This window comes from Curtobacterium sp. MCLR17_059, assembly GCF_003234665.1.
Classification (GTDB): Bacteria; Actinomycetota; Actinomycetes; order Actinomycetales; family Microbacteriaceae; genus Curtobacterium; species Curtobacterium flaccumfaciens.
The window spans coordinates 187,296-205,736 of sequence record NZ_QKSU01000006.1; the positions used below are offsets into that span (position 1 = coordinate 187,296).

Here is an 18,441-nt window from a genome sequence, read left to right on the forward strand (position 1 = left end):
TCCTACGCGCCCCAGCCGGCCTGGACGCCGCCGACGCGGTCCTCGGCGATGGACTGCTGGTAGCCCGAATCCAGGTACGCGCGCATCGGGTTCGCCGGCAGCCCGCGGGACTCGCGCCACGCGGCGAGGTCCTTCCGGACGTCGGTCTGGTACGCGTCCATGAAGACCTCGTTCGCGCCGAGGACGTCGTGTGCCTCCTGCGCGGCGGTCAGTGCGACGCGGTCGAGGAGCAGCGCACGGGCCGTCATCTCCTGCACGTTGAGCACCGAGCGGATCTGGCCGGGGATCTTGTCCTCGATGTTGTGGCACTGGTCGAGCATGAACGCGACGTCGGGGTTGTCGTACCCGCCGCCGCGGATGACCTCGACCAGGATCCGGAACAGCTGGAACGGGTCCGCAGCGCCCACGATCAGGTCGTCGTCCGCGTAGAAGCGCGAGTTGAAGTCGAAGGAACCGAGCTTGCCGAGGCGCAGGAGCTGCATCACGATGAACTCGATGTTCGTGCCGGGGGCGTGGTGCCCGGTGTCGAGGCAGACCATCGCCTTCGGCCCGAGCGCCGCCGTCTGCACGTAGCTGGTGCCCCAGTCGGGGACGTCCGTGTGGTAGAACGACGGCTCGAAGAACTTGTACTCGAGCACGAGCCGCTGGTCGGCGCCGAGGCGGTCGTAGATCGTCGAGAGCGACTCGTGCAGGCGGTCCTGGCGGGAGCGCATGTCCTCCTGACCGGGGTAGTTCGAGCCCTCGGCAAGCCAGATCTTCAGGTCGCGGCTCCCGGTGGCGTCCATCACGTCGATGCAGCGCAGGTGGTGGTCGATCGCCTTCTGCCGGATCGTCTCGTCGACGTGGGTCAGGGCGCCGAACTTGTAGTCGTCGTCCTGGAACGTGTTCGAGTTGACGGTGCCGAGCGAGACCCCGTGCTCCTCGGCGTGGCGCTTGAGGTCGGCGAAGTCGTCCACCAGGTCCCACGGGATGTGCAGTGCGACGGTGGGCGCCAGGCCGGTGTACCGCTGCACCTGGGCGGCGTCGGCGATCTTCTCGTAGGGGTCGCGCGGGGTGCCCGGCGTGCTGAACACCTTGAAGCGGGTGCCGGAGTTGCCGAAGGCCCAGCTGGGCAGCTCGATCTGCTGTCGTGCCAGCTGGTCGGCGATGCCGGCGAAGCTCGGGGTCGATGTCATCGTGTCACTTCCTCGTGTGCGATTGAATCGTTTCATACAGTACGGCGCGCGGCGGTCTGCCGCAACCGTGGTGGGTGGGTGGTGCCGCGGGGTGGTGCCGCAAAACACCGGTGTTCACGTGGTGAACACGCGCGTTCGGGGGTTCGACGCGCGAACACCGGTGTTTTGCGGACCAGGGCCCTACGCGGCGGGGACGGCGGCCGGCGCGCGGAGGGCGTGCGTTCCGCCGCCGAGCCGCTGCTCGGGGGCACCCGGCAGGCGCACCACCGCGGTCACGCCCTCGGGCACGGTCGCCCGGACGCGCAACTCCCCGTCGACGAGCTCCCACCGCACCGCGACGTGCCCGTGCACGGTGTCGAGCGAGGTCTCCGCCCACGTCAGCCCACCGCCCGGCTGCGGCGCGATGAGCACCGACTCGTACCCCGGCGACAGCGGCGACAGGCCACCCACCACTCGGTGCATCCAGTCCGCCACGGCACCGAGTGCGTAGTGGTTGAACGAGGTCATCTCACCCGGGTTGATCGTGCCGTCCGGCAGCATCGAGTCCCACCGTTCCCACACCGTCGTCGCGCCCATCGTCACCGGGTACAGCCACGACGGGCACTCCGTCTGCAGCAGCAGCCGGTAGGCGTCCTCCAGGTGCCCCGTCTGCGTCAACGCGTCGGTGATGAACGGCGTTCCCGCGAAGCCCGTCGAGATCCGGTACCCGGACGCCTCGACCAGCTCGGTGAGACGCTCGCCGGCCACGGCCTGCTCCTGTTCGGACAGGATCCCGAACACGATCGCCAGCGTGTACACCGTGGTCGCGTCCGACAGGATCCGCCCGTCGTCCTGCAGGTAGTGGGTGCGGAACCCGGCCTGGAGGCGCGTGGCGAGTTCCCGGAACTCCGCTGCTTCCGCCTCGTGACCGCCCAACAACTCCGCCGCGTCCGCCACGATCGTCGCGGACCGGTAGGCGCAGATCGTCGCGACGACGCCCTTGTCGGCCTTCGCGTCGGCCGGGGCCTCGGGCGGGGCGTCCGGGTCGAGCCAGTCGCCGAACTGGAACACGGTGTCCCACAGGTCCTCCGGGGACAGGTGGTCACGGACCCGGCGCAGGTGTGCGGCCATCGAGTCGAACTGCTCCTCGAGCACCGCGGTGTCGCCGTACGCCTGGTACAGGGTCCACGGCACCCAGACGCCGGCGTCCGACCAGACGGCGGTCGCGTCGGGCTTGCCGAAGTCCTCGGCGGGGGAGTACTTCAGCACGTCCGGCACCACGAACGGGATGATCCCGTCGGCGTGCTGCTGCTCGAGCCAGACGTCCCGCAGCCAGTCGGCCAGGAACGTCCGGGTGTCGAACAGGTACGAGGCCGTCGGGGCGAACGCGGCGATGTCGCCCGTCCAACCGAGTCGCTCGTCGCGCTGCGGGCAGTCCGTCGGCACGCTCAGGAAGTTGCCCTGCATGCCCCGGACGACGTTGTCGTGGAAGGTGTTCAGCAGTTCGTGACTCGACGCGAACGTGCCGGTGCGGGTGAGGTCCGACCCGACCTGCACGGCGGTGACCGCTGCGCGGAGTTCGTCGTGGGTGCCCGGCCAGCCGTCGACCTGCGCGTACCGGAACCCGTGGAACGTGAACCGGGGTTCGAACGTCTCGGGCTCGTCGTCACCGCGCAGGGTGAAGTGGTCCGTCGCCTTCGCGGTACGCAGGGGGCGGGTGCCGAGCTCGTCGTGCTCGAGCACCTCGGCGTGCTGCAGGGTGAGCACGGTGCCGGCCGGGCCGGTCGCGGTGACCCGGAGCCACCCGACCAGGTTCACGCCGAAGTCGAGCAGGGTCGCTCCCGACGGGCTCGTCCAGATCGCCACCGGGGCGATCTCTGCCAGCGGGCGGACCGGCGGCACCGTGTCGGCGACGAGTTCGCGCTCGCCGATGTCGACCGTGTGCACCGTGCTCGTCCGTCCCTGGTGCCCGTCGACGCCGGGCACGGTGACCTCGCCGGGCGTCAGGAACGACCCGTCGCGGAGTCGGGCGTCGATGTCCTGCCCGTCGTAGAGCTGGTCCGCGGTGATCGCGCTCGACAGGGCCTGCCAGTCGGTGTCGGTCGTGACGTGCTGCTCGTGCCCGTCGTCGAAGGTGATCCGGAGTTCGGCGAACCCGGCGCGCTCGTCGGTGTACCAGCCGCCGCCGCCGCCCCAGGCCAGGCGTCCGGCTGCCCAGCCGTTCCCGACGACGAGCGCGAGCACGGCCGGCTGCCCGGGGACCGTGTCGGACAGGTGCTCGGTGACGTCGTGCGAGACGACGCGGATGCGCCACTCGTAGCTCGTCCACCCCGGTTCGAGCAGGTGGTCGGAGACGCGCTGCCCGCCGAGCCAGGCCTCGACGACGCCGAGGGCGCTGACGTCGAGGGTGGCGGCGGTGACGGCGCCGTGGCCGTCGTCGAGGGTGAACTCCCGACGCAGGATCGGAGCGCTGCCGAGGTCGGTGTCGGCCGCGATGAACGGTGCGGTCCAGGTGGTCATGTGGTGGTCCTTTCACGCGACCGGTCGTCGTCGACCGGTGCGCGGGTCGTGGGCCCGGCCGTCCGCCCGGGTGGGCGGTGTGGCGGAGGCGGGTCGCGCCTCCAGGCCGGGGTGGGCGGTCAGCCCTTGACGGCGCCGCTGGTCATGCCGGCGACGATCTGACGGTTGAAGAAGACGTAGAGGATCAGCGGCGGGATCGTGATGAGCAGCACGTCGGTGAACAGCAGGTTCAGCTGGCTGACCGACTGGCTCTGGAACGCGTAGAGCGTCTGCTGCACCGTCGCGTTCTCGGACCCCGGCAGGAAGTACAGCGGGTTGGTGAAGTCGTTGAACACCGTCACCGACTGCACGAGCACGACCGTGATGATCACCGGCTTGAGCAGTGGCAGCACCACCCCGAAGAACAGGCGGATCGGGCCGGCGCCGTCGAGCACGGCCGCCTCGTCGAGTTCCTTCGGGATCGTCGCGACGAACGCCCGGAACAGCAGGATGCAGAACGACAGGCCGAAGGTCGCCTCGATGAGGATCATCCCGCCCATGGTCTTGAACAGGTTCAGGCCCTGCAGCACCCAGATGGTCGGCACGATCGCCGGCGGCACGATGAGCCCCGCCAGCACGAAGAAGTTGATCAGGCCGTTCCACTTGCTCGGTCGCCGCTGCAGGACGTACCCCACCATCGCCGAGAACACGACCATGACGGTGACGCTGCCGACGGTGAGCAGGGCGCTGTTCCAGAACGCGCGCAGGATCCCGCCGTCGCCGCTCTGGAACACCGCCTGCAGGTTCTGCCACAGCTGCCAGTCGGTCGGCAGGCTGAAGCCGAGCTGGTTCGCCTCGGCCGGGTTCTTCGCCGCCTGGAGCAGGACGAAGACGAACGGCACCAGGAAGACGACGAAGCTGACGACGATGGCGATCGAGCCGATGATCCACCGGCGGGCGCGGCCCGGGTGGCGGGACCGCGTCGGGGTGCTGACGCGGGGGCTGGTGAGCGCGGTCACAGCTCGGCCTCCTTGCGGTTGAGGAGCCACGAGATCGGCACCATGATCGCGGTGACGACGACGAACAGGACCACGTTGCCGGCGGTGGACAGGCCGTAGAACCCGGCCTGGTACTGCTTGTAGATCACGCTCGCGATCACGTCGCTCGTGAACCCCGGCCCGCCGCCGGTCATCGCCCAGATCAGGTCGAACGACCGCAGGCCGCCGATGAGCGACAGGATGATGACCGTGCCCATCGCGGGGCGGGACAGCGGCAACGTGATGTTCCGGAAGATCGACCACGCGCTCGCGCCGTCGACCCGTGCCGCCTCGAAGTACTCCTGCGGGATCGCCACGATGCCGGCGATGAAGATGAGCGTCGCGATGCCGACGCCCTTCCAGACGTCCACTGCGGCGACGCTCCACAGGGCGAGCGCCGGGTCGGTCAGCCACCCGGGGGTGGGCAGGCCGACCGAACCCAGTACGCCGTTGATGATCCCGTGGAACGGGTCCATCAGCGCCTTGAACGTGATGCCGATGCCGATGGTCGACACGAGCACCGGGAAGAACACGACCGCCCGCAGGTAGCCGCGCCCCAGCACGGGCGACGTGAGGAGCAGGGCGAGGGCGAGTCCGAGGACCACCTTCGCCGCGCTCGTCACGAAGCCGTACTGGAAGGTGTGCACGAACCCGGAGACGAGCTGCGGGTCCTGGAAGAACCGGACGAAGTTGTCGAAGCCGATGAAGGTCTGGTCGAACAGCGTCCAGCGGGTGAGCGAGAAGTAGAACCCGGCGAAGGTCGGGACCGCGAAGAACACGACGTACAGCGCGATCGCGGGGATGAAGAACCACGCGGGGTAGAACGAGCGCATCCGCTTGCGCGCGGGTCCGGGGCGGTCGCCCTTGCGTGTCTGCGGCGGGGCCACCGCCGTCGTGAGGGTCGCGGTCACGCCGATCACCAGCCCTTGATGCCGAGCTGCTGTGCCTGCTGGACGACGTCGTCGTCGTACTGGTCGGCACCCTTGCTCGCGGTGGTGATGCCCGAGCCGACCTGCACGCAGATCTTCTCGAGGTTCGGGCCCTTGATCGGGGACAGGAACTCGAGCGCGGGGCTGGCCTTGCCGTCGTCCAGGTACTGCTGCAGGTCGTCGATCATCGGGGGCACGTCGTCCGGCAGCGAGCAGGTCGAGATGACGTAGGGGCCGGCGGGGGTGCCGGTGTCGTTCTGCACCTGGCAGCCCTCGGTGGAGTTCGCGAAGGCCACGAACTTCTTCGCCGCGGCCAGCTTGTCGCCCGTGGTCGTCTTCGGGATGTACAGGCCGTTCGGCTCCCAGATCGTCAGGTTCGTGTCCGCGGCGTCCTCGGCCGGCAGGGCGAACGCGCCGATGTCGTCGACGGCGTCGGGGGAGTCCTGCTGGATCGCCGAGATCGCGTTCGTGAGCATCGGGTACTGCGCGCCCGTGCCGTCGGCCAGCATCTTCAGGCCGTTCGCCTGCGTGGCCGAGGCGTAGTCCTCGTTGTAGAGGTCCTTGTCCTTGCCCTCGGCGAGGTGCTCGAACCCGGCGAGAGCGGGTTCGTCGGCGTAGGACTCCTTGTTGGCGGTGTAGTCGTCCGCCCACTTGTCGTCCTGCGCGGTGATGTTCGCGAAGTCGCCGAGGACGAACAGCTGGCTGGTCCAGGTGTCGCCGTAGGTCTGGATGATCGGGGCGACGTCGCCGGCGTCCTTGATCTTCTCGCTGTTGCTGATGAACTCGTCCCACGTGGTCGGGACCTTGAGGCCGAGGTCGTCGTAGACCTTCGTGTTGTAGAGCACCGCGCCGCCGAAGCTCGTGCCGAACGGGGCGCCGTACATGCCCTTGTCGGTGCTGACGACCTTGGTGAACTGCGGGTCGACGTCGCTCGCCCACTTCTCGTCGGACAGGTCCACCAGGGTGTTGTCCGGGTTGAGGGCCTGCATGAGCGAGCCGGAGTTGTAGTTGAAGACGTCGGCGGCCTCGCCGGTCGACAGCCGGGTCTTGATCAGGTTGTCGCCGTCGGTGCCCTGGGGGCGGGTGTCGAACTTGACGGTGATGTCGGGGTTGGCCTTCTCGAAGGCCTCGATGAGCGGCTTCGCGGTGGCCGCGGTGGCCGGGGCGTTGTCGGCCTGGTAGGTGATCTCGACCTTGCCGCCGCCTTCGTCGGCGGAGCCGCCGGACGAGCACGCTGCGAGCCCGCCGATCAGGACCGTTGCGCCGCCGATGGCGATCGCGCGCTTGGTCACGGAACGAACTGACATTCCTTACCTCCTCGTAAGGCCCGGGGCTGGGGTACCCCGGGTGAAACGGACCCGGATCCCGCGCCGTCGCGGGGTCCGGTTACTGCGTTTTAGAACGTTTCAATCAGGATGGAACCACGAGGATTGAAGCGTGTCAATCGCTGTGCCGATTTCGTTACGCGCAGCTCGTTCGCTCGCTCGTCCATTCGTCTGGTGCGAGGTTCCACGCTCGGTGACGGGCGCGCGGGCTCGCACGGAGTGCGCAACCTCGCACCGAGCCGACGCGCGGTGCTGCACCGTGCGGTGGTCGCGCCGCCCGCCGGCCAGGAGGCCCGTGCCGGCCCCGCCCCGCGCCTCCCGTCCGGCGCGCGGTCGCGTCACCGGCCCGCGTCGCCTCGTGCGCGCCGGCCCGGCCCGGCAGCCCGCTGCCTGCTGCCCGCTGCCCGCGGCCCACTGTCCGCGAAAGCGACAGTGTGCCGCTGAACGTTCGCGCCGATCTGTCGCTCTGGCGGACCGGACGCAGCGACGACCCGCAGAAGTGTCGCTTTCCCGGGTCGGTCCGCCGCCGGTCAGGCCTCGGTACGCCTCGGGTCGCTCGGCGTCGTGCCCGCGACGGCTGCGGCGGCGGCTGCTGCGGCCGCGCCCTCCCGACCGAGCGTGCTCTCGCGGGGTACCAGCTCGCTGCCGAGCACGACGGTCCGGTGCACGTGCATCGGGTCGGTGAGCTCCTCGAGCAGCAGTTCCACCGCCGCCGCACCCATCTCCGAGCCGTGCATCGTCACCGAGGTGAGCGGCACCGCACCACCCCACGCCACGGAGTTGTGGTCGCAGCCCGACACGGGGATGTCCTCGGGGACGCGGATCCCGGCGGCTCGGAGCTCGGAGACGACCGCCATCGCGAGCAGGTCGGTCACACCCAGCACCCCGTCGGGGCGTTCGTCCTCGGGCATCCGGGCGATGCGGAGCCCGGCGTCGGTGCCTCCGGGAGGGTCGATGTCCCCGGCGTCGACGTCGACGAGCTCGACCCCCGGGTGCGCCGCGACGGCCCGCAGTACCCCCGCCCGTCGGCGGTCGACGGGCTGCAGGTCCGGACGGGCGCTCACGAACCCGATGCGTCGGCAGCCGCGGTCGATCAGGTGCTCGGTCGCCAGGAACCCGGCCTGCTCGTTGTCCACGACCACCGCACACGCGTCGAGCTCGGTCGGTTCGTAGTTGACGTACACGACGGGTCGGCCGTGACGCCGCGCGACCTCGGCCTGGTCACGCGACTCCGTCATCGAGGCGAGCAGGATCCCCGACACCCGGGCGCTCTCGAGGTAGGCGAGGTGTTCGCCCTGCGCCTGCAGGTCGTCCTCGCTGCTGGCGATCAGCAGGGTGAAGCCGCGTTCCCGCGCGGCCAGCTGCGCGCCGTTGACCATGTCGCTGAACAGGGAGTTCCGCAGCGACATCACGACCAGACCGATCGCGCGTGTGCTGCCGGACACCAGCGCCCGGGCGTTCCGGTTCGGCGTGTACCCGAGCGCGTCGATCGCGTCCCGCACGCGTGCGGCGGTAGCGTCGGCGACCCGCTCGGGGTGGTTCAGGACGTTCGAGACCGTGGCGAGCGAGACCCCGGCCCGGGCTGCGACGTGGTGCACGCTCGGCGGACCGTCGCGCCGGGGGACATGCACCATGCTCCGATCGTAGGCGGCGGGGGAGCCGTGTCCGGACCGGGCCCTAGGCGTCGGCGACGGAAGACTGCCGCACCACGAGCTCCGGTGTGAACTCCACGTGCTCGAGGTCGATGTCCTGCCCCTGCTCGACCTGCTTCGTCAGGAGTTCGATCGCACGACGACCGAGGTCCTGCGCCGGCTGCCGCACCGACGTCAGCGGGACCACCGCGGACTCGGCGAACGCGATGTCGTCGTAGCCGACGATGGCGATCTGCTCGGGCACCGCGATGGTGCCGCGCATGATGAAGGCCTGTTCGAGCCCGACGGCGAGCAGGTCGTTGGCGGCGAAGACGGCGTCCGGGCGTTCGGCGGCCGGGCGGGCCTGGATCGCTTCGCCGATGCGGCGCCCTTCGAGCACGGACAGCGAGGTGGTCGGCAGGGCTTCGAGCCGGATGCCCGCGGCCTGGGCGGCGGCGAGTGCCCCGGCGTGCCGGTCGGCGACCTGGCGGATGCCGAACGGCCCGCCGACGAAGGCGATGTGGGTGCGGCCGATCGCCGCGAGGTGCTCGACCGCGATGCGGCCACCCGCGACGTCGTCGACGGAGACCGAGGCGAAGTGCTCGTCGTCGGCGCGACGGTCCACCAGCACCACGGCGGTGCCCTGGTCGCGCAGCCGCGCGAGCCGGGACAGGTCGTCGCCGGCGGGGGAGATCAGGAGTCCGGCGACCCGGCGTTCCTCGAACAGGTCGACGTAGGTGCGTTCGCGGTCGGTCGACTCGTCGGAGTTGCCGATCAGCACCGCGAGGCCGTTGTCCATCGCGGCGTCCTCGGCGCCCCGGGCGACGTCGGTGAAGAACGGGTTGCCGCCGTCGAGCACGATGAGCCCGACGGTGGAGCTGCGTCCGGCCCGGAGCTGCCGTGCGGAGTCGTTGCGGACGAACCCGAGCGTCGCGATCGCCGACTGCACGCGTTCCACCGTGCCGGGAGCGACCTTGTCGGGGCGGTTCAGCACGTTCGACACCGTGCCGAGGGACACGCCCGCGAGCGCTGCCACCTCTCGCACACTGACCGCCATGTGGCCATCCTGGCATCGGTGCGGTCCGCGCGGTCGGCCCGCGCCGTGATCTGTGGAAAACGCGGACGGGAGGCGTGGGGCGGGCCGGTACCGGGCCTCCCGTCCGTGGGGTGGTCGCGTCGACTTCCCGCGCACGGTGCGAGGCGCGCGGCCGGTGCGAGGTTCTGCACTCGGTGCGGGGTGGAAAGGCTCGCACCGAGTGCGCAACCTCGCACGGAGCGAGCGCCCGCGCACGGTGCGAGGCGCAGCCAGACGAACCCGCTCTTGCCAGCGCGCACACCGGAGCGCTATTGTCCTCGTCGTCCCGTTGAAACGATTCACTGACGAACACGCGAACGGAGGACCAATGGCGGTCCGCATCGGAGCCCGGAACACCACGGGCTGGAAGGCCACCGTCTCGGTGGCCATGTCGAACTACATCGAGTCGGGGTCGATCATCGCGATCGCCACGAGCCTGAGCCTGTGGCAGGCCGAGTTCCGGATCGGCGACCTCGAGGTCGGCCTGCTCGCGAGCCTGTCCGCGAACGCCTTCGGTGCCGCCCTCGGCGCGATCGTCGGCGGACCGCTGTGCGATCGGTACGGCCGGAAGTTCATCTACACGTACGACCTGCTCCTCTACATGCTCGGCATCCTGCTCGCGGTGTTCGCCGGCAGCTACGGCATGCTCCTGGTCGGCTTCATCCTGACCGGCATCGCCGTCGGTGCGGGTGTGCCGGCGAGCTGGACCTACATCGCCGAGCAGGCCCCTGCGGACAAGCGCGCGGCCCACGTCGGCACGGCACAGCTCGCGTGGTCGATCGGGCCGATGGTCGGGTTCGCCCTGGCGATCGCCGCGGCCCCGCTCGGCCTGCTCGGCAGCCGCCTCATCTTCGCCCACCTGTTCGTCGTCGCCGCCATCGTGTGGTGGCTCCGCCGCGGGCTGCCCGAGTCGGCGATCTGGAAGGACGAGCGCGCGGCCACCGGCACGGCGAACTTCTTCCACGGGATCACCCAGCTGTTCAGCCGCCGGAAGAACCTGACCGCGATGCTGTTCCTGTTCGGCGTCTACGCGCTCTGGAACACCGTCGCCGGGCAGGCCGGCATCTTCCAGCCACGGGTGTACGCGGCGACCGGGGTCACGAGCGTCACCGAGCAGTACGGACTGCAGATCCTGGTCTGGGGCTGCACCGTGGCCGCGACGTACTTCGGCTTCATGCGGTACGCCGACCGGGTCAGCCGCCGAGCGCTCTACGCCGCCGGGGCCGTGCTGGCGATCATCGCGTGGGCCGTCCTCATCTACGCGCCCGCCAACCTCGGCACCCTGCTGTTCTTCGCCGTGGCGTGGGGCATCTCGTCGGGCATCGGCGCGCAGGCGTTCTACGGCCTCTGGACGAGCGAGCTCTTCGCCACCCGGTACCGCGCCAGCGCCCAGGGCGTGCTGTTCCTGGCCGCCCGCGTCATGGTCGGCCTGTTGAGCATCTGGTTCCCGCTGCTGCTGTCGGACATCGGGCTGCGGGCCCTCGGCGGCCTGATCCTGGGCCTCCTCGCGCTGTCGTTCCTGGTCGGCACGATCTGGGCACCGCGGACGCAGGGCAAGACCCTCGAGGCGATCGAGGCCGAGCGCTACGGCACCGTCACCACGGTCACCGGGACGGTCCGCACCGCCGACGAGCGCACCGTCCACGACGCCGAGCAGCGTCGCCGCGAACAGGCCGGCCGGTGACCCGCGTCTGCTTCCGGCTGCAGGTGCAGGTCGAGCTGCTCGACGCCTACCGCGAGCGGCACGCCGCCGTGTGGCCGGCGATGCTCCGGGCGATCGCGGCGGCGGGGCGGCGGAACTACTCGCTGTTCCTCGACGACGACGGACTGCTCATCGGGTACTACGAGACGGACTCGGTGGCCGATGCGGACGCCGCGCTCGCCGCGTCCGAGGTGGCCACGGCGTGGGAGGCGCACATGCAGGACCTCTTCGCCGGGGCCACCGGGCGCGCCGACCAGACGGCGCGGGTGCTGCCCGAGGTGTTCAACCTCGAGGACCAGCTCGCGGCCGCGCCGGACTGACGGGGGCCGTGGCTACCGTGGACGCATGCAGCCGCCAGCAGCCGGGACCCTCCGCATCCTCCACCTCTCCGACACCCACCTGACCGGCGACGGAGCCCTGCACCAGGGCGTGGTCGACACCACGGCCGCGCTCGAACGGCTGCTCGCCCACGTCGACGAGGTGCCCGGCATCGGGCTGGTGGTGGTCTCGGGCGACGTCTCCGAGGACGGCAGCCCGGAGTCCTACGCGACCGTGCGGGACCGCGTCGGCGGCTGGGCGGAGCGGCACGGTGCGGCCGTCGTCGTGGTCCCCGGCAACCACGACCTGCGCGAGGGCTTCCGGCAGGTCCTGGCGAACGGGCACGTCCTGGGCCAGGGCGGCACGGCGCTGATGCACACGCTGGAGTACCTGCCGCCGACGGTGCCCGTCTCTGGGCAGTCGGTCGTCGCCGGGCGCCGGATCGTGACCGTCGACACGAGCGTCCCGGGTGCCGGGTACGGCGAGCTCAGCGACACGGCGCTCGAGCACCTGCGCACGGCCCTCGCCGAAGACGCCCACAGCGGCCCGGACGACGCCCCGCACGGCACCGTCGTCGTCCTGCACCACCCACCGCTGCCCGCCCCGACCGAGCTGCACGAGGCCCTCCGCCTGCAGAACCCCGAGGCGCTCGCCGACGTCATCCGTGGTTCCGACGTGCGGGTCGTCCTCGCCGGTCACTACCACCACCACTTCGCCGGGTCGCTCGCCGGCGTCCCGGTCCTCGTCGCCCCCGGTGTCGCGAACGACACCGACGTGGTCGGCCCGTACGACGAGGAATCCGCCGTCGTCGACAGCGGCGCACTCGTCGTCGACGTCGCCGCGGACGGCTCGGTCTGGTCGACACCGGTCCGCGTGCCACGGGGCGACGCCGACCCGCGGGCGTTCCGCCTCGACCCCGAGACGGTCCGCGCCGTCATCGTGGCCGCCGGCAAGCACTGAGCCCGGTCCCCACGCGCGGTGGACGCGCGTGACGACGGACGGGAGGCCCGTGGCGGCGCCGCCACGGGCCTCCAGTCCGTCGTCTGGTCACGTCCACAGCCGCGGTACCCCACGTCTTCGGGTTGCGTGCGGGAACACCGAGTAGCACGGACGCACACCTGGAGCGAAGGAGCACCCATGCGAGTCGGCAGTGCAGTGCAGTACGACCGGTACGGCGACTTCGACGTCGTCGAGCTCGTCCCCCAGCAGAAGCCCGAGGCCGGACCGGGCGAGATCGTCGTCGAGATCGTGGCCGCGGGCCTGAACCACATCGAGCGGTTCCTGCGTGAGGGGAAGCTCCGCGACCACGTCGACCTCGAGTTCCCCGCCCACCAGGGCGTCGACTTCGCCGGCATCGTGCGCGCGCGGGGCGACGGCGTGAAGGACCTCCGCATCGGCGACGAGGTGATGGGGCACGCGCCGACCGGCGGCGCCCACGCCACGTGGATCGCGGTGCCGCGCGGCGCCGTCATCAAGAAGCCGGAGCACGTCGGGTGGGAGGTCGCCGGCGGCCTGTACCTGGCGGGCTGCACCGCGGTGTCGGTCGTCCGGTCGCTCCGGCTCGGACCGCAGGACACCGTCGTGATCTCGGCCGCAGCCGGTGGCGTCGGACACATCGAGTGCCAGCTGGCGCACGACGCCGGCGCGACCGTGATCGCCCTCGGCAGCCCTCGCAACCACGACTACCTGCGGCAGATCGGCACGCTGCCCGTCGCCTACGGTGAGGGTGAGGAAGACCGCATCCGCGACATCGCCGACGGTCGGCCGATCACCGCGTTCATCGACAACCACGGCGAGAGCAACGCCGAGCTGCTGGCCGAACGGCTCGGCGTCGGCCAGGAGCGGTTCGTGTCGTCCGAGGAGCGCCGGGACATCGAGGTCCGGTTCCTCCGCGCACCCGCCGAGGACGAGGAGACCCGCGAGCTGCTCACCCTGCTGGCGAAGGCCGTGCAGGACCGTCGCGTGCAGGTGCTGATCTCGGGCTTCTACCCGTTCGAGTACATCGTCGAGGCGTACGAGGACCTGGCCGAGATGAAGTCCCGCGGCAAGGTCGTGATCGGGATGCAGACGGTGGAGACCGGGGCGCGGCTCGACTGGTACCGCTCCGAGAAGGCCCGTGACCTGCGCGACCGGTACGCGGATGCGCGGGGGACCGACACGGAGACGATGGCCGGCGGATCGGCGTCGCCCGCGAGCTGAGCGAGCGGAGCGAGCTGCCCGTCGCAGGGGCCCGACACCTTCGTGTCGGGCCCCTGCCGCGTCAGCTCAGGATGTCCTTCGAGGCGAACCGGCTGTACGCCAGCGCCCCGAACACCACGACGTACCCGAGCTGCAGCACCGCGTTCGACCCGAACGAGTCGAACGAGATCGGGTCGCGCAGCAGGTCGCCGAACCCGAGCCACTGGTGCGAGAACAGGAACGGGTGCAGCCAGTCGAGCTGGGGGAGCTGGTCGAGCACCTGCGACGCCCCGGCGAGCACGACCGTCGCGGCCATCGCGCCGACCGGCACGTTCGTCAGCGTCGACGTGAACATGCCGATCGCCACGAGCCCGAGCATCGACATCGCGACGTACAGCGCGAGCAGCAGGGCGCGGCCGGCGTACGACCAGCCGCCGACCTGGGTGCCGGACAGCAGTGTGACGGGGCCGATCGGGAACAGCACGGCGCCGATCGCCGCGCCGACCAGCACCACCAGCAGCGTGGCGGCCAGGCAGAACGCGACGGCACCGGCGAACTTCACCAGGATGAACCGCACGCGGCCCGTCGGCGCGACGAGCAGGTAGCGGATCGTGCCGTGGCTGGCCTCGCCCGCGACGGTGTCCCCGGCGACCACGCCGACGGTCAGCGGCAGGAACAGCGGGATCGACACGGTCAGTGCGGTGAACGCGACGAACAGGCCGTTGTTGGTGATGTCGCCGAGGAACGCCGGCCCGCCGTCGTCGCCGTCGGTGGTGAGCTTCACGGCGACCGCGATCAGGATCGGCACGAGCGCGAGTGCCCCGAGCATCGCCCAGGTGCGGCGACGCCGGAACACCAGCGCGAGTTCGGAACCGAGCAGTGCGAACGGGCGCTGCCGGCGGCGGACGGGCAGGTCGCGCACGGCCGCGTCAGGCTGCGACATCGAACCCCTCTCCGGTGAGTGCGACGAACAGGTCCTCGAGGGTGCCGCCGCCCACCGTCAGGCCGCGCACCCGGACGTCGGCGCGCACGAGCTCCGCGGTGATCGTCTCGGGCAGCAGCGCGTTCGGCAGGTCGGCCACCAGCACGTCGGCCCCGCCGTCGTGCCGCGGGGTGAGCCCGAGCCGGGTGAGGACGGTACCGGCCTGCCCGACGTCGGGCGTCCGCACGGTCACGGTCCGGGCCCCTGCTGCGCGCAGCTCGTCGAGGGGGCCCTGCGCGACGATCTTGCCCGTCCGCATGACGGCTGCGTGCGTGCAGACCTGCTCGATCTCGGCCAGCAGGTGGCTGGACACGAACACCGTGGTGCCGTCGTCGGCCAGGGAGCGGATGAGGTTGCGGACCTCGCGGGTGCCCTGCGGGTCGAGGCCGTTCGTCGGCTCGTCGAGCACCAGCAGGTCGCGCGGGGACAGCAGGGCGTTCGCGAGACCGAGTCGCTGCTTCATGCCGAGGGAGTACGCGTGCGCCTTCTTGTCGGCCGCGTGGGTCAGCCCGACGCGGTCGAGGGCACCGGCCACGCGGGCCTTGCGGGTGCGCGGGTCCGACGTGGGGTCGGCGGCGTCGAAGCGCTGCAGGTTCGCCCGGCCGGACAGGTACGGATAGAAGGCCGGCCCCTCGACGAGTGCACCGACGCGGGGCAGGACGTCGTGCAGCGCCTTCGGCATCGGTTCGCCGAGCAGCTCGATGGTGCCGCCGCTCGCGCTCGAGAGCCCGAGCAGCATCCGGATCGTGGTGGTCTTGCCGGAACCGTTCGGCCCGAGGAACCCGAACACCGCGCCGCGCGGCACCGCCAGGTCGATCCCGTCGACCGCACGCTGCTTGCGGAACACCTTCTGGAGGCCCGTGGTGCGGATCGCCAGGTCGGGTGCCGGCCCGGCCGTGCTCACCTGGTGGTCGTCCGCGCTCACTTCGCGGCGTCGACCAGGGAGGCGACCGGCACGGCACCCGCGAGCACGCGGCCGTCGTCGGTCAGGTAGACCGAGACGAGCGACGTCTGCACGGCACGGCCGCCGTCGACGGGCTTCGTCAGCTGGTCGAGCAGGCCGGAGGCCTCGCCCTCGAGCCCGGACCGGTCGACCGTGCCGGCGGGGAGCTCGGCGATGGTGCTCCAGCCCGTGCCCGTGAAGGTCGGCTCGTCACCGCTCGGGGTGCCACGGTGGTCGCCGTGCTCGCCCTTCGCGTGGGATCCGGCGTCGGACAGGTCCTTCTCGGTGACCTTGGCGTTCGACGGCGGGGTGAAGTCGAAGAGCCGGGCCGCCGGGGCGCCGTAGTCGAGGCTCGTGAACCCGACCTGCACCGCGGGGTCGTCCGCGCCGGCGGCCTGGACGCTCGCGCGGAGCGGGAGTCCGGTCTGCTGGTCGACGGCCAGCCGGACGGCTCCGACGAGGGTGTCGGACGACTTCGGCGTCAGGGTGATCTGCCAGGCGTCGTGTCCGGCGACGCTGACCTCGGTCGGCTTCGACACGGTGGTGGTCGGGGTGATCGCGTCGATGGCCTGCTTCGCGATGTCCGCCGGGGTGGTCGTGCCGCCCCGCGGGTCCTCCGCGGTGTCGCTCGGCAGCGTCACGTGCGTGGCCGTGCGCTCCTTCGAGTCCCAGGTCCAGACGTCCGAGCCGTTGCGGACGACGTCCTGCTCGGCGAGCTGCTGCGTCAGCTGGACGCGCTGCTTGTCGGGGCCGTCGACGTAGACACGGGCGGTGTGCGACGCGGTGAGCAGCCCGAGCACGTCGGAGGCGTCGCCCTCGAGCGAGGAGCCGCCGGACCCGGTGGGCAGTTCGGGGAGCCCGAGTGCGCTCGTCTGCGAGAGCTTGCCCGAGTACTGGGCGTCCGACGACTTCGCGATGCTGGCGATGACGTCCGACGCGCTGGGGTTCGTCCCCGCGATCGGGTCGTTCGCGGCGTTCGCGATCATCGGGGCGGCAACGGCGCCGGCGACGACGACCGGTGCGATGACGGCTGGCAGCCAGGCTGACTTCTTCATCGGGTTCCCCTCGTGGAGCATTGGAGTCGTCGGTACCGTACGTCCGGCCCCCGACAGGCAGCTGGGCGTCGCTCGTAGACTCGTGGCGCGACCGGCGGCGGTCGTGTGGCGGCGAAGGAGGCGGCATGCGAGCGGTGCTCGGTCTGGACATCGGGACGTCGAGCACGAAGGCGTTGCTGGCCCGGTTCGACGGCACCGTGCTCGCCGAGGTGAGCCGTCGCCACGAGGTCGACCGCCCCGAGCAGGGCCTGGTCGAGATGGACTCCGACGTCTGGTGGGAGGAGTTCACCACCCTCACCCGCTCCCTGCTCGACCGCGTGCCCGACGTCGAGGTGCAGGCGGTCGGCGTGAGCGGCATCGGACCGTGCGCGCTGCTGACCGACGTCGACGGTGCGCCGCTCGGTCCGGCGATCCTGTACGGCATCGACACCCGCACGGCGGAGATGCTCGACGACGTCACGGCCGAGCTCGGCGGCGAGGGCGCGATCCGGGCCCGCTGCGGGTCCGCCCTGAGCACCCAGGCCGCCGGCGTGAAGCTCGCCTGGCTCGCCCGGCACGAACCCGACGTCTGGGCGCGGGCCGCCCGGTTCACGATGCCGTCGTCCCGCGTGGTCGAGCGGCTGACGGGCGAGTACGTCCTCGACCACCACTCGGCCAGTCAGACGACACCCCTCTACGACGTGCACGCGAACCGGTGGATCCCGGAGTGGTGCGACCGGCTGGCACCCGGTCTCGAGATGCCGCGCCTGCTGTGGTCGGGCGACCAGGCGGGCGTCGTGACGCCCGAGGCGGCCGCTGCCACGGGCCTCCCGGCCGGCATCCCCGTGACGGCCGGGACCATCGACGCCTGGGCGGAGGGCGTGAGCGTCGGTGAGTCCGTGCCGGGCCGGATGTTCCTGCAGTACGGCACCACGATGTTCATGATCGTGCCGACGGCCGAACCCACGGCGGTGCCGGGGATGTGGACGACCGTCGGCACGCACCCGGGCCAGCCGAGCGTGTCCGGGGGGATGGCGACCTCCGGGGCGATCACGGACTGGCTGCGACGGCTGGTCGACGGCGAGTGGTCGACCATGCTCGAGGAAGCGCGGTGCTCCGGCATCGGGGCGAACGGGCTGCTGATGCTGCCGTACTTCGCGGGGGAGCGGACGCCGATCGCCGACCCCGACGCCCGCGGAGTGCTCGCGGGACTGACGGTCCGGCACACGCGCGGGGACATCTACCGGGCGACGCTCGAGGCGACGGCGTACGCGGTGCGGCACCACCTCGAGGCCCTGCGCGACGCCGGGGTCGAGGTCCGCGAACTCGTCGGGGCCGGCGGCGGGCTGCTCGGACGGCTGTGGCCCACGATCGTGTCGGACGTCACCGGGCTGCGGCAGACGGTGCCGAGCGTGACGATCGGTGCGTGCTTCGGCTCGGCGTACCTGGCTGCCGAGCTCGTCGCGGGGCCGGGCGACACCGTGGACATCGGTGCGTGGAACCCGCCGGCGACGGTGATCGAACCGGACCCTGCAGCGACCGCGGCGTACGAGGCCGGCTACCGGGACTACCGCGAGCTGTACGAGGCGACGAAGGCCGTCGTGCACCGCTTGGCCGCGCGCGGCTGATCGGCG

15 protein-coding genes are annotated in these 18,441 nt (G+C 71.3%); 5 read left to right on the top strand and 10 right to left on the bottom strand.

Annotated elements, in window-relative coordinates:
- Window positions 1-2: 2 nt before the first annotated feature.
- The 7 genes from rhaI to DEJ12_RS10540 all read right to left on the bottom strand — a co-directional run bounded on the left by rhaI (window position 3) and on the right by DEJ12_RS10540 (window position 9,632).
- Window positions 3-1,175, bottom strand: coding sequence for an L-rhamnose isomerase (gene rhaI, locus DEJ12_RS10510; RefSeq protein WP_111029960.1), 1,173 nt, complete (start codon window positions 1,173-1,175; stop codon window positions 3-5).
- A 180-nt stretch (window positions 1,176-1,355) separates the two neighbouring features.
- The gene (locus DEJ12_RS10515; RefSeq protein ID WP_111029961.1) at window positions 1,356-3,674 is read right to left on the bottom strand and encodes a family 78 glycoside hydrolase catalytic domain; all 2,319 of its coding nucleotides are present in this window, start codon (window positions 3,672-3,674) and stop codon (window positions 1,356-1,358) included.
- A gap of 119 nt (window positions 3,675-3,793) precedes the next feature.
- On the bottom strand, window positions 3,794-4,672 hold the full coding sequence (locus DEJ12_RS10520) for a carbohydrate ABC transporter permease (protein WP_111029962.1): 879 nt from the start codon (window positions 4,670-4,672) through the stop codon (window positions 3,794-3,796).
- The gene (locus DEJ12_RS10525) at window positions 4,669-5,601 is read right to left on the bottom strand and encodes a carbohydrate ABC transporter permease (RefSeq protein ID WP_258370610.1); all 933 of its coding nucleotides are present in this window, start codon (window positions 5,599-5,601) and stop codon (window positions 4,669-4,671) included. The genes DEJ12_RS10520 and DEJ12_RS10525 overlap by 4 nt, the downstream gene beginning before the upstream one ends.
- Before the next feature lie 5 nt (window positions 5,602-5,606).
- Window positions 5,607-6,926, bottom strand: coding sequence for an ABC transporter substrate-binding protein (locus tag DEJ12_RS10530; protein WP_111029963.1), 1,320 nt, complete (start codon window positions 6,924-6,926; stop codon window positions 5,607-5,609).
- A gap of 548 nt (window positions 6,927-7,474) precedes the next feature.
- Entirely contained in the window at window positions 7,475-8,578 is a 1,104-nt protein-coding gene (locus DEJ12_RS10535) for a LacI family DNA-binding transcriptional regulator (protein ID WP_111029964.1), read from the bottom strand.
- 43 nt (window positions 8,579-8,621) lie between these two features.
- Window positions 8,622-9,632 carry a LacI family DNA-binding transcriptional regulator gene (locus DEJ12_RS10540; protein WP_111029965.1) on the bottom strand — a complete coding sequence of 337 codons (1,011 nt, stop codon included), beginning with the start codon at window positions 9,630-9,632 and terminating at the stop codon, window positions 8,622-8,624.
- A 346-nt stretch (window positions 9,633-9,978) separates the two neighbouring features.
- Between DEJ12_RS10540 and DEJ12_RS10545 the strand changes: the two genes are divergently transcribed.
- The 4 genes from DEJ12_RS10545 to DEJ12_RS10560 all read left to right on the top strand — a co-directional run bounded on the left by DEJ12_RS10545 (window position 9,979) and on the right by DEJ12_RS10560 (window position 13,869).
- The gene (locus DEJ12_RS10545; protein ID WP_214540720.1) at window positions 9,979-11,334 is read left to right on the top strand and encodes an MFS transporter; all 1,356 of its coding nucleotides are present in this window, start codon (window positions 9,979-9,981) and stop codon (window positions 11,332-11,334) included.
- Window positions 11,331-11,672, top strand: a complete 342-nt coding sequence (locus DEJ12_RS10550; RefSeq protein WP_071247715.1) for an L-rhamnose mutarotase — start codon at window positions 11,331-11,333, stop codon at window positions 11,670-11,672. The genes DEJ12_RS10545 and DEJ12_RS10550 overlap by 4 nt, the downstream gene beginning before the upstream one ends.
- Window positions 11,673-11,697: 25 nt before the next feature.
- The gene (locus tag DEJ12_RS10555; protein ID WP_111029966.1) at window positions 11,698-12,630 is read left to right on the top strand and encodes a metallophosphoesterase; all 933 of its coding nucleotides are present in this window, start codon (window positions 11,698-11,700) and stop codon (window positions 12,628-12,630) included.
- Between the two features lie 177 nt (window positions 12,631-12,807).
- Complete coding sequence (locus DEJ12_RS10560) at window positions 12,808-13,869, top strand: NADP-dependent oxidoreductase (RefSeq protein WP_051596869.1); 1,062 nt, start codon at window positions 12,808-12,810, stop codon at window positions 13,867-13,869.
- Between the two features lie 61 nt (window positions 13,870-13,930).
- Here DEJ12_RS10560 and DEJ12_RS10565 read toward each other — a convergent pair whose 3' ends face one another.
- The 3 genes from DEJ12_RS10565 to DEJ12_RS10575 are packed head-to-tail and all read right to left on the bottom strand — an operon-like array spanning window position 13,931 to window position 16,828.
- A complete protein-coding gene (locus DEJ12_RS10565) occupies window positions 13,931-14,791 on the bottom strand; it encodes an ABC transporter permease (RefSeq protein WP_027466217.1) in 861 nt (286 codons plus the stop codon).
- Window positions 14,778-15,755: an ABC transporter ATP-binding protein gene (locus DEJ12_RS10570; protein ID WP_111029967.1), complete on the bottom strand. Its 978-nt coding sequence runs from the start codon at window positions 15,753-15,755 to the stop codon at window positions 14,778-14,780. The genes DEJ12_RS10565 and DEJ12_RS10570 overlap by 14 nt, the downstream gene beginning before the upstream one ends.
- Window positions 15,752-16,828 carry an outer membrane lipoprotein carrier protein LolA gene (locus DEJ12_RS10575; protein WP_146245596.1) on the bottom strand — a complete coding sequence of 359 codons (1,077 nt, stop codon included), beginning with the start codon at window positions 16,826-16,828 and terminating at the stop codon, window positions 15,752-15,754. Before DEJ12_RS10575 ends, DEJ12_RS10570 begins: the two co-directional genes overlap by 4 nt.
- Before the next feature lie 125 nt (window positions 16,829-16,953).
- On the opposite strand from DEJ12_RS10575, the gene DEJ12_RS10580 reads away from it, so the two are divergent.
- On the top strand, window positions 16,954-18,435 hold the full coding sequence (locus DEJ12_RS10580; protein WP_111029969.1) for an FGGY-family carbohydrate kinase: 1,482 nt from the start codon (window positions 16,954-16,956) through the stop codon (window positions 18,433-18,435).
- The last annotated feature ends 6 nt before the right edge of the window (window positions 18,436-18,441 follow it).

Excerpts from the sequence above, each read along its gene's own strand:
- rhaI (WP_111029960.1), bottom strand. The coding sequence starts at position 1,175 with ATGACATCGACCCCGAGCTTCGCCGGCATCGCCGACCAGCTGGCACGA.
- DEJ12_RS10515 (WP_111029961.1), bottom strand. The coding sequence starts at position 3,674 with ATGACCACCTGGACCGCACCGTTCATCGCGGCCGACACCGACCTCGGC.
- DEJ12_RS10530 (WP_111029963.1), bottom strand. The coding sequence starts at position 6,926 with ATGTCAGTTCGTTCCGTGACCAAGCGCGCGATCGCCATCGGCGGCGCA.
- DEJ12_RS10535 (WP_111029964.1), bottom strand. The coding sequence starts at position 8,578 with ATGGTGCATGTCCCCCGGCGCGACGGTCCGCCGAGCGTGCACCACGTC.
- DEJ12_RS10540 (WP_111029965.1), bottom strand. The coding sequence starts at position 9,632 with ATGGCGGTCAGTGTGCGAGAGGTGGCAGCGCTCGCGGGCGTGTCCCTC.
- DEJ12_RS10545 (WP_214540720.1), top strand. The coding sequence starts at position 9,979 with ATGGCGGTCCGCATCGGAGCCCGGAACACCACGGGCTGGAAGGCCACC.
- DEJ12_RS10555 (WP_111029966.1), top strand. The coding sequence starts at position 11,698 with ATGCAGCCGCCAGCAGCCGGGACCCTCCGCATCCTCCACCTCTCCGAC.
- DEJ12_RS10560 (WP_051596869.1), top strand. The coding sequence starts at position 12,808 with ATGCGAGTCGGCAGTGCAGTGCAGTACGACCGGTACGGCGACTTCGAC.
- DEJ12_RS10565 (WP_027466217.1), bottom strand. The coding sequence starts at position 14,791 with ATGTCGCAGCCTGACGCGGCCGTGCGCGACCTGCCCGTCCGCCGCCGG.
- DEJ12_RS10575 (WP_146245596.1), bottom strand. The coding sequence starts at position 16,828 with ATGAAGAAGTCAGCCTGGCTGCCAGCCGTCATCGCACCGGTCGTCGTC.
- DEJ12_RS10580 (WP_111029969.1), top strand. The coding sequence starts at position 16,954 with ATGCGAGCGGTGCTCGGTCTGGACATCGGGACGTCGAGCACGAAGGCG.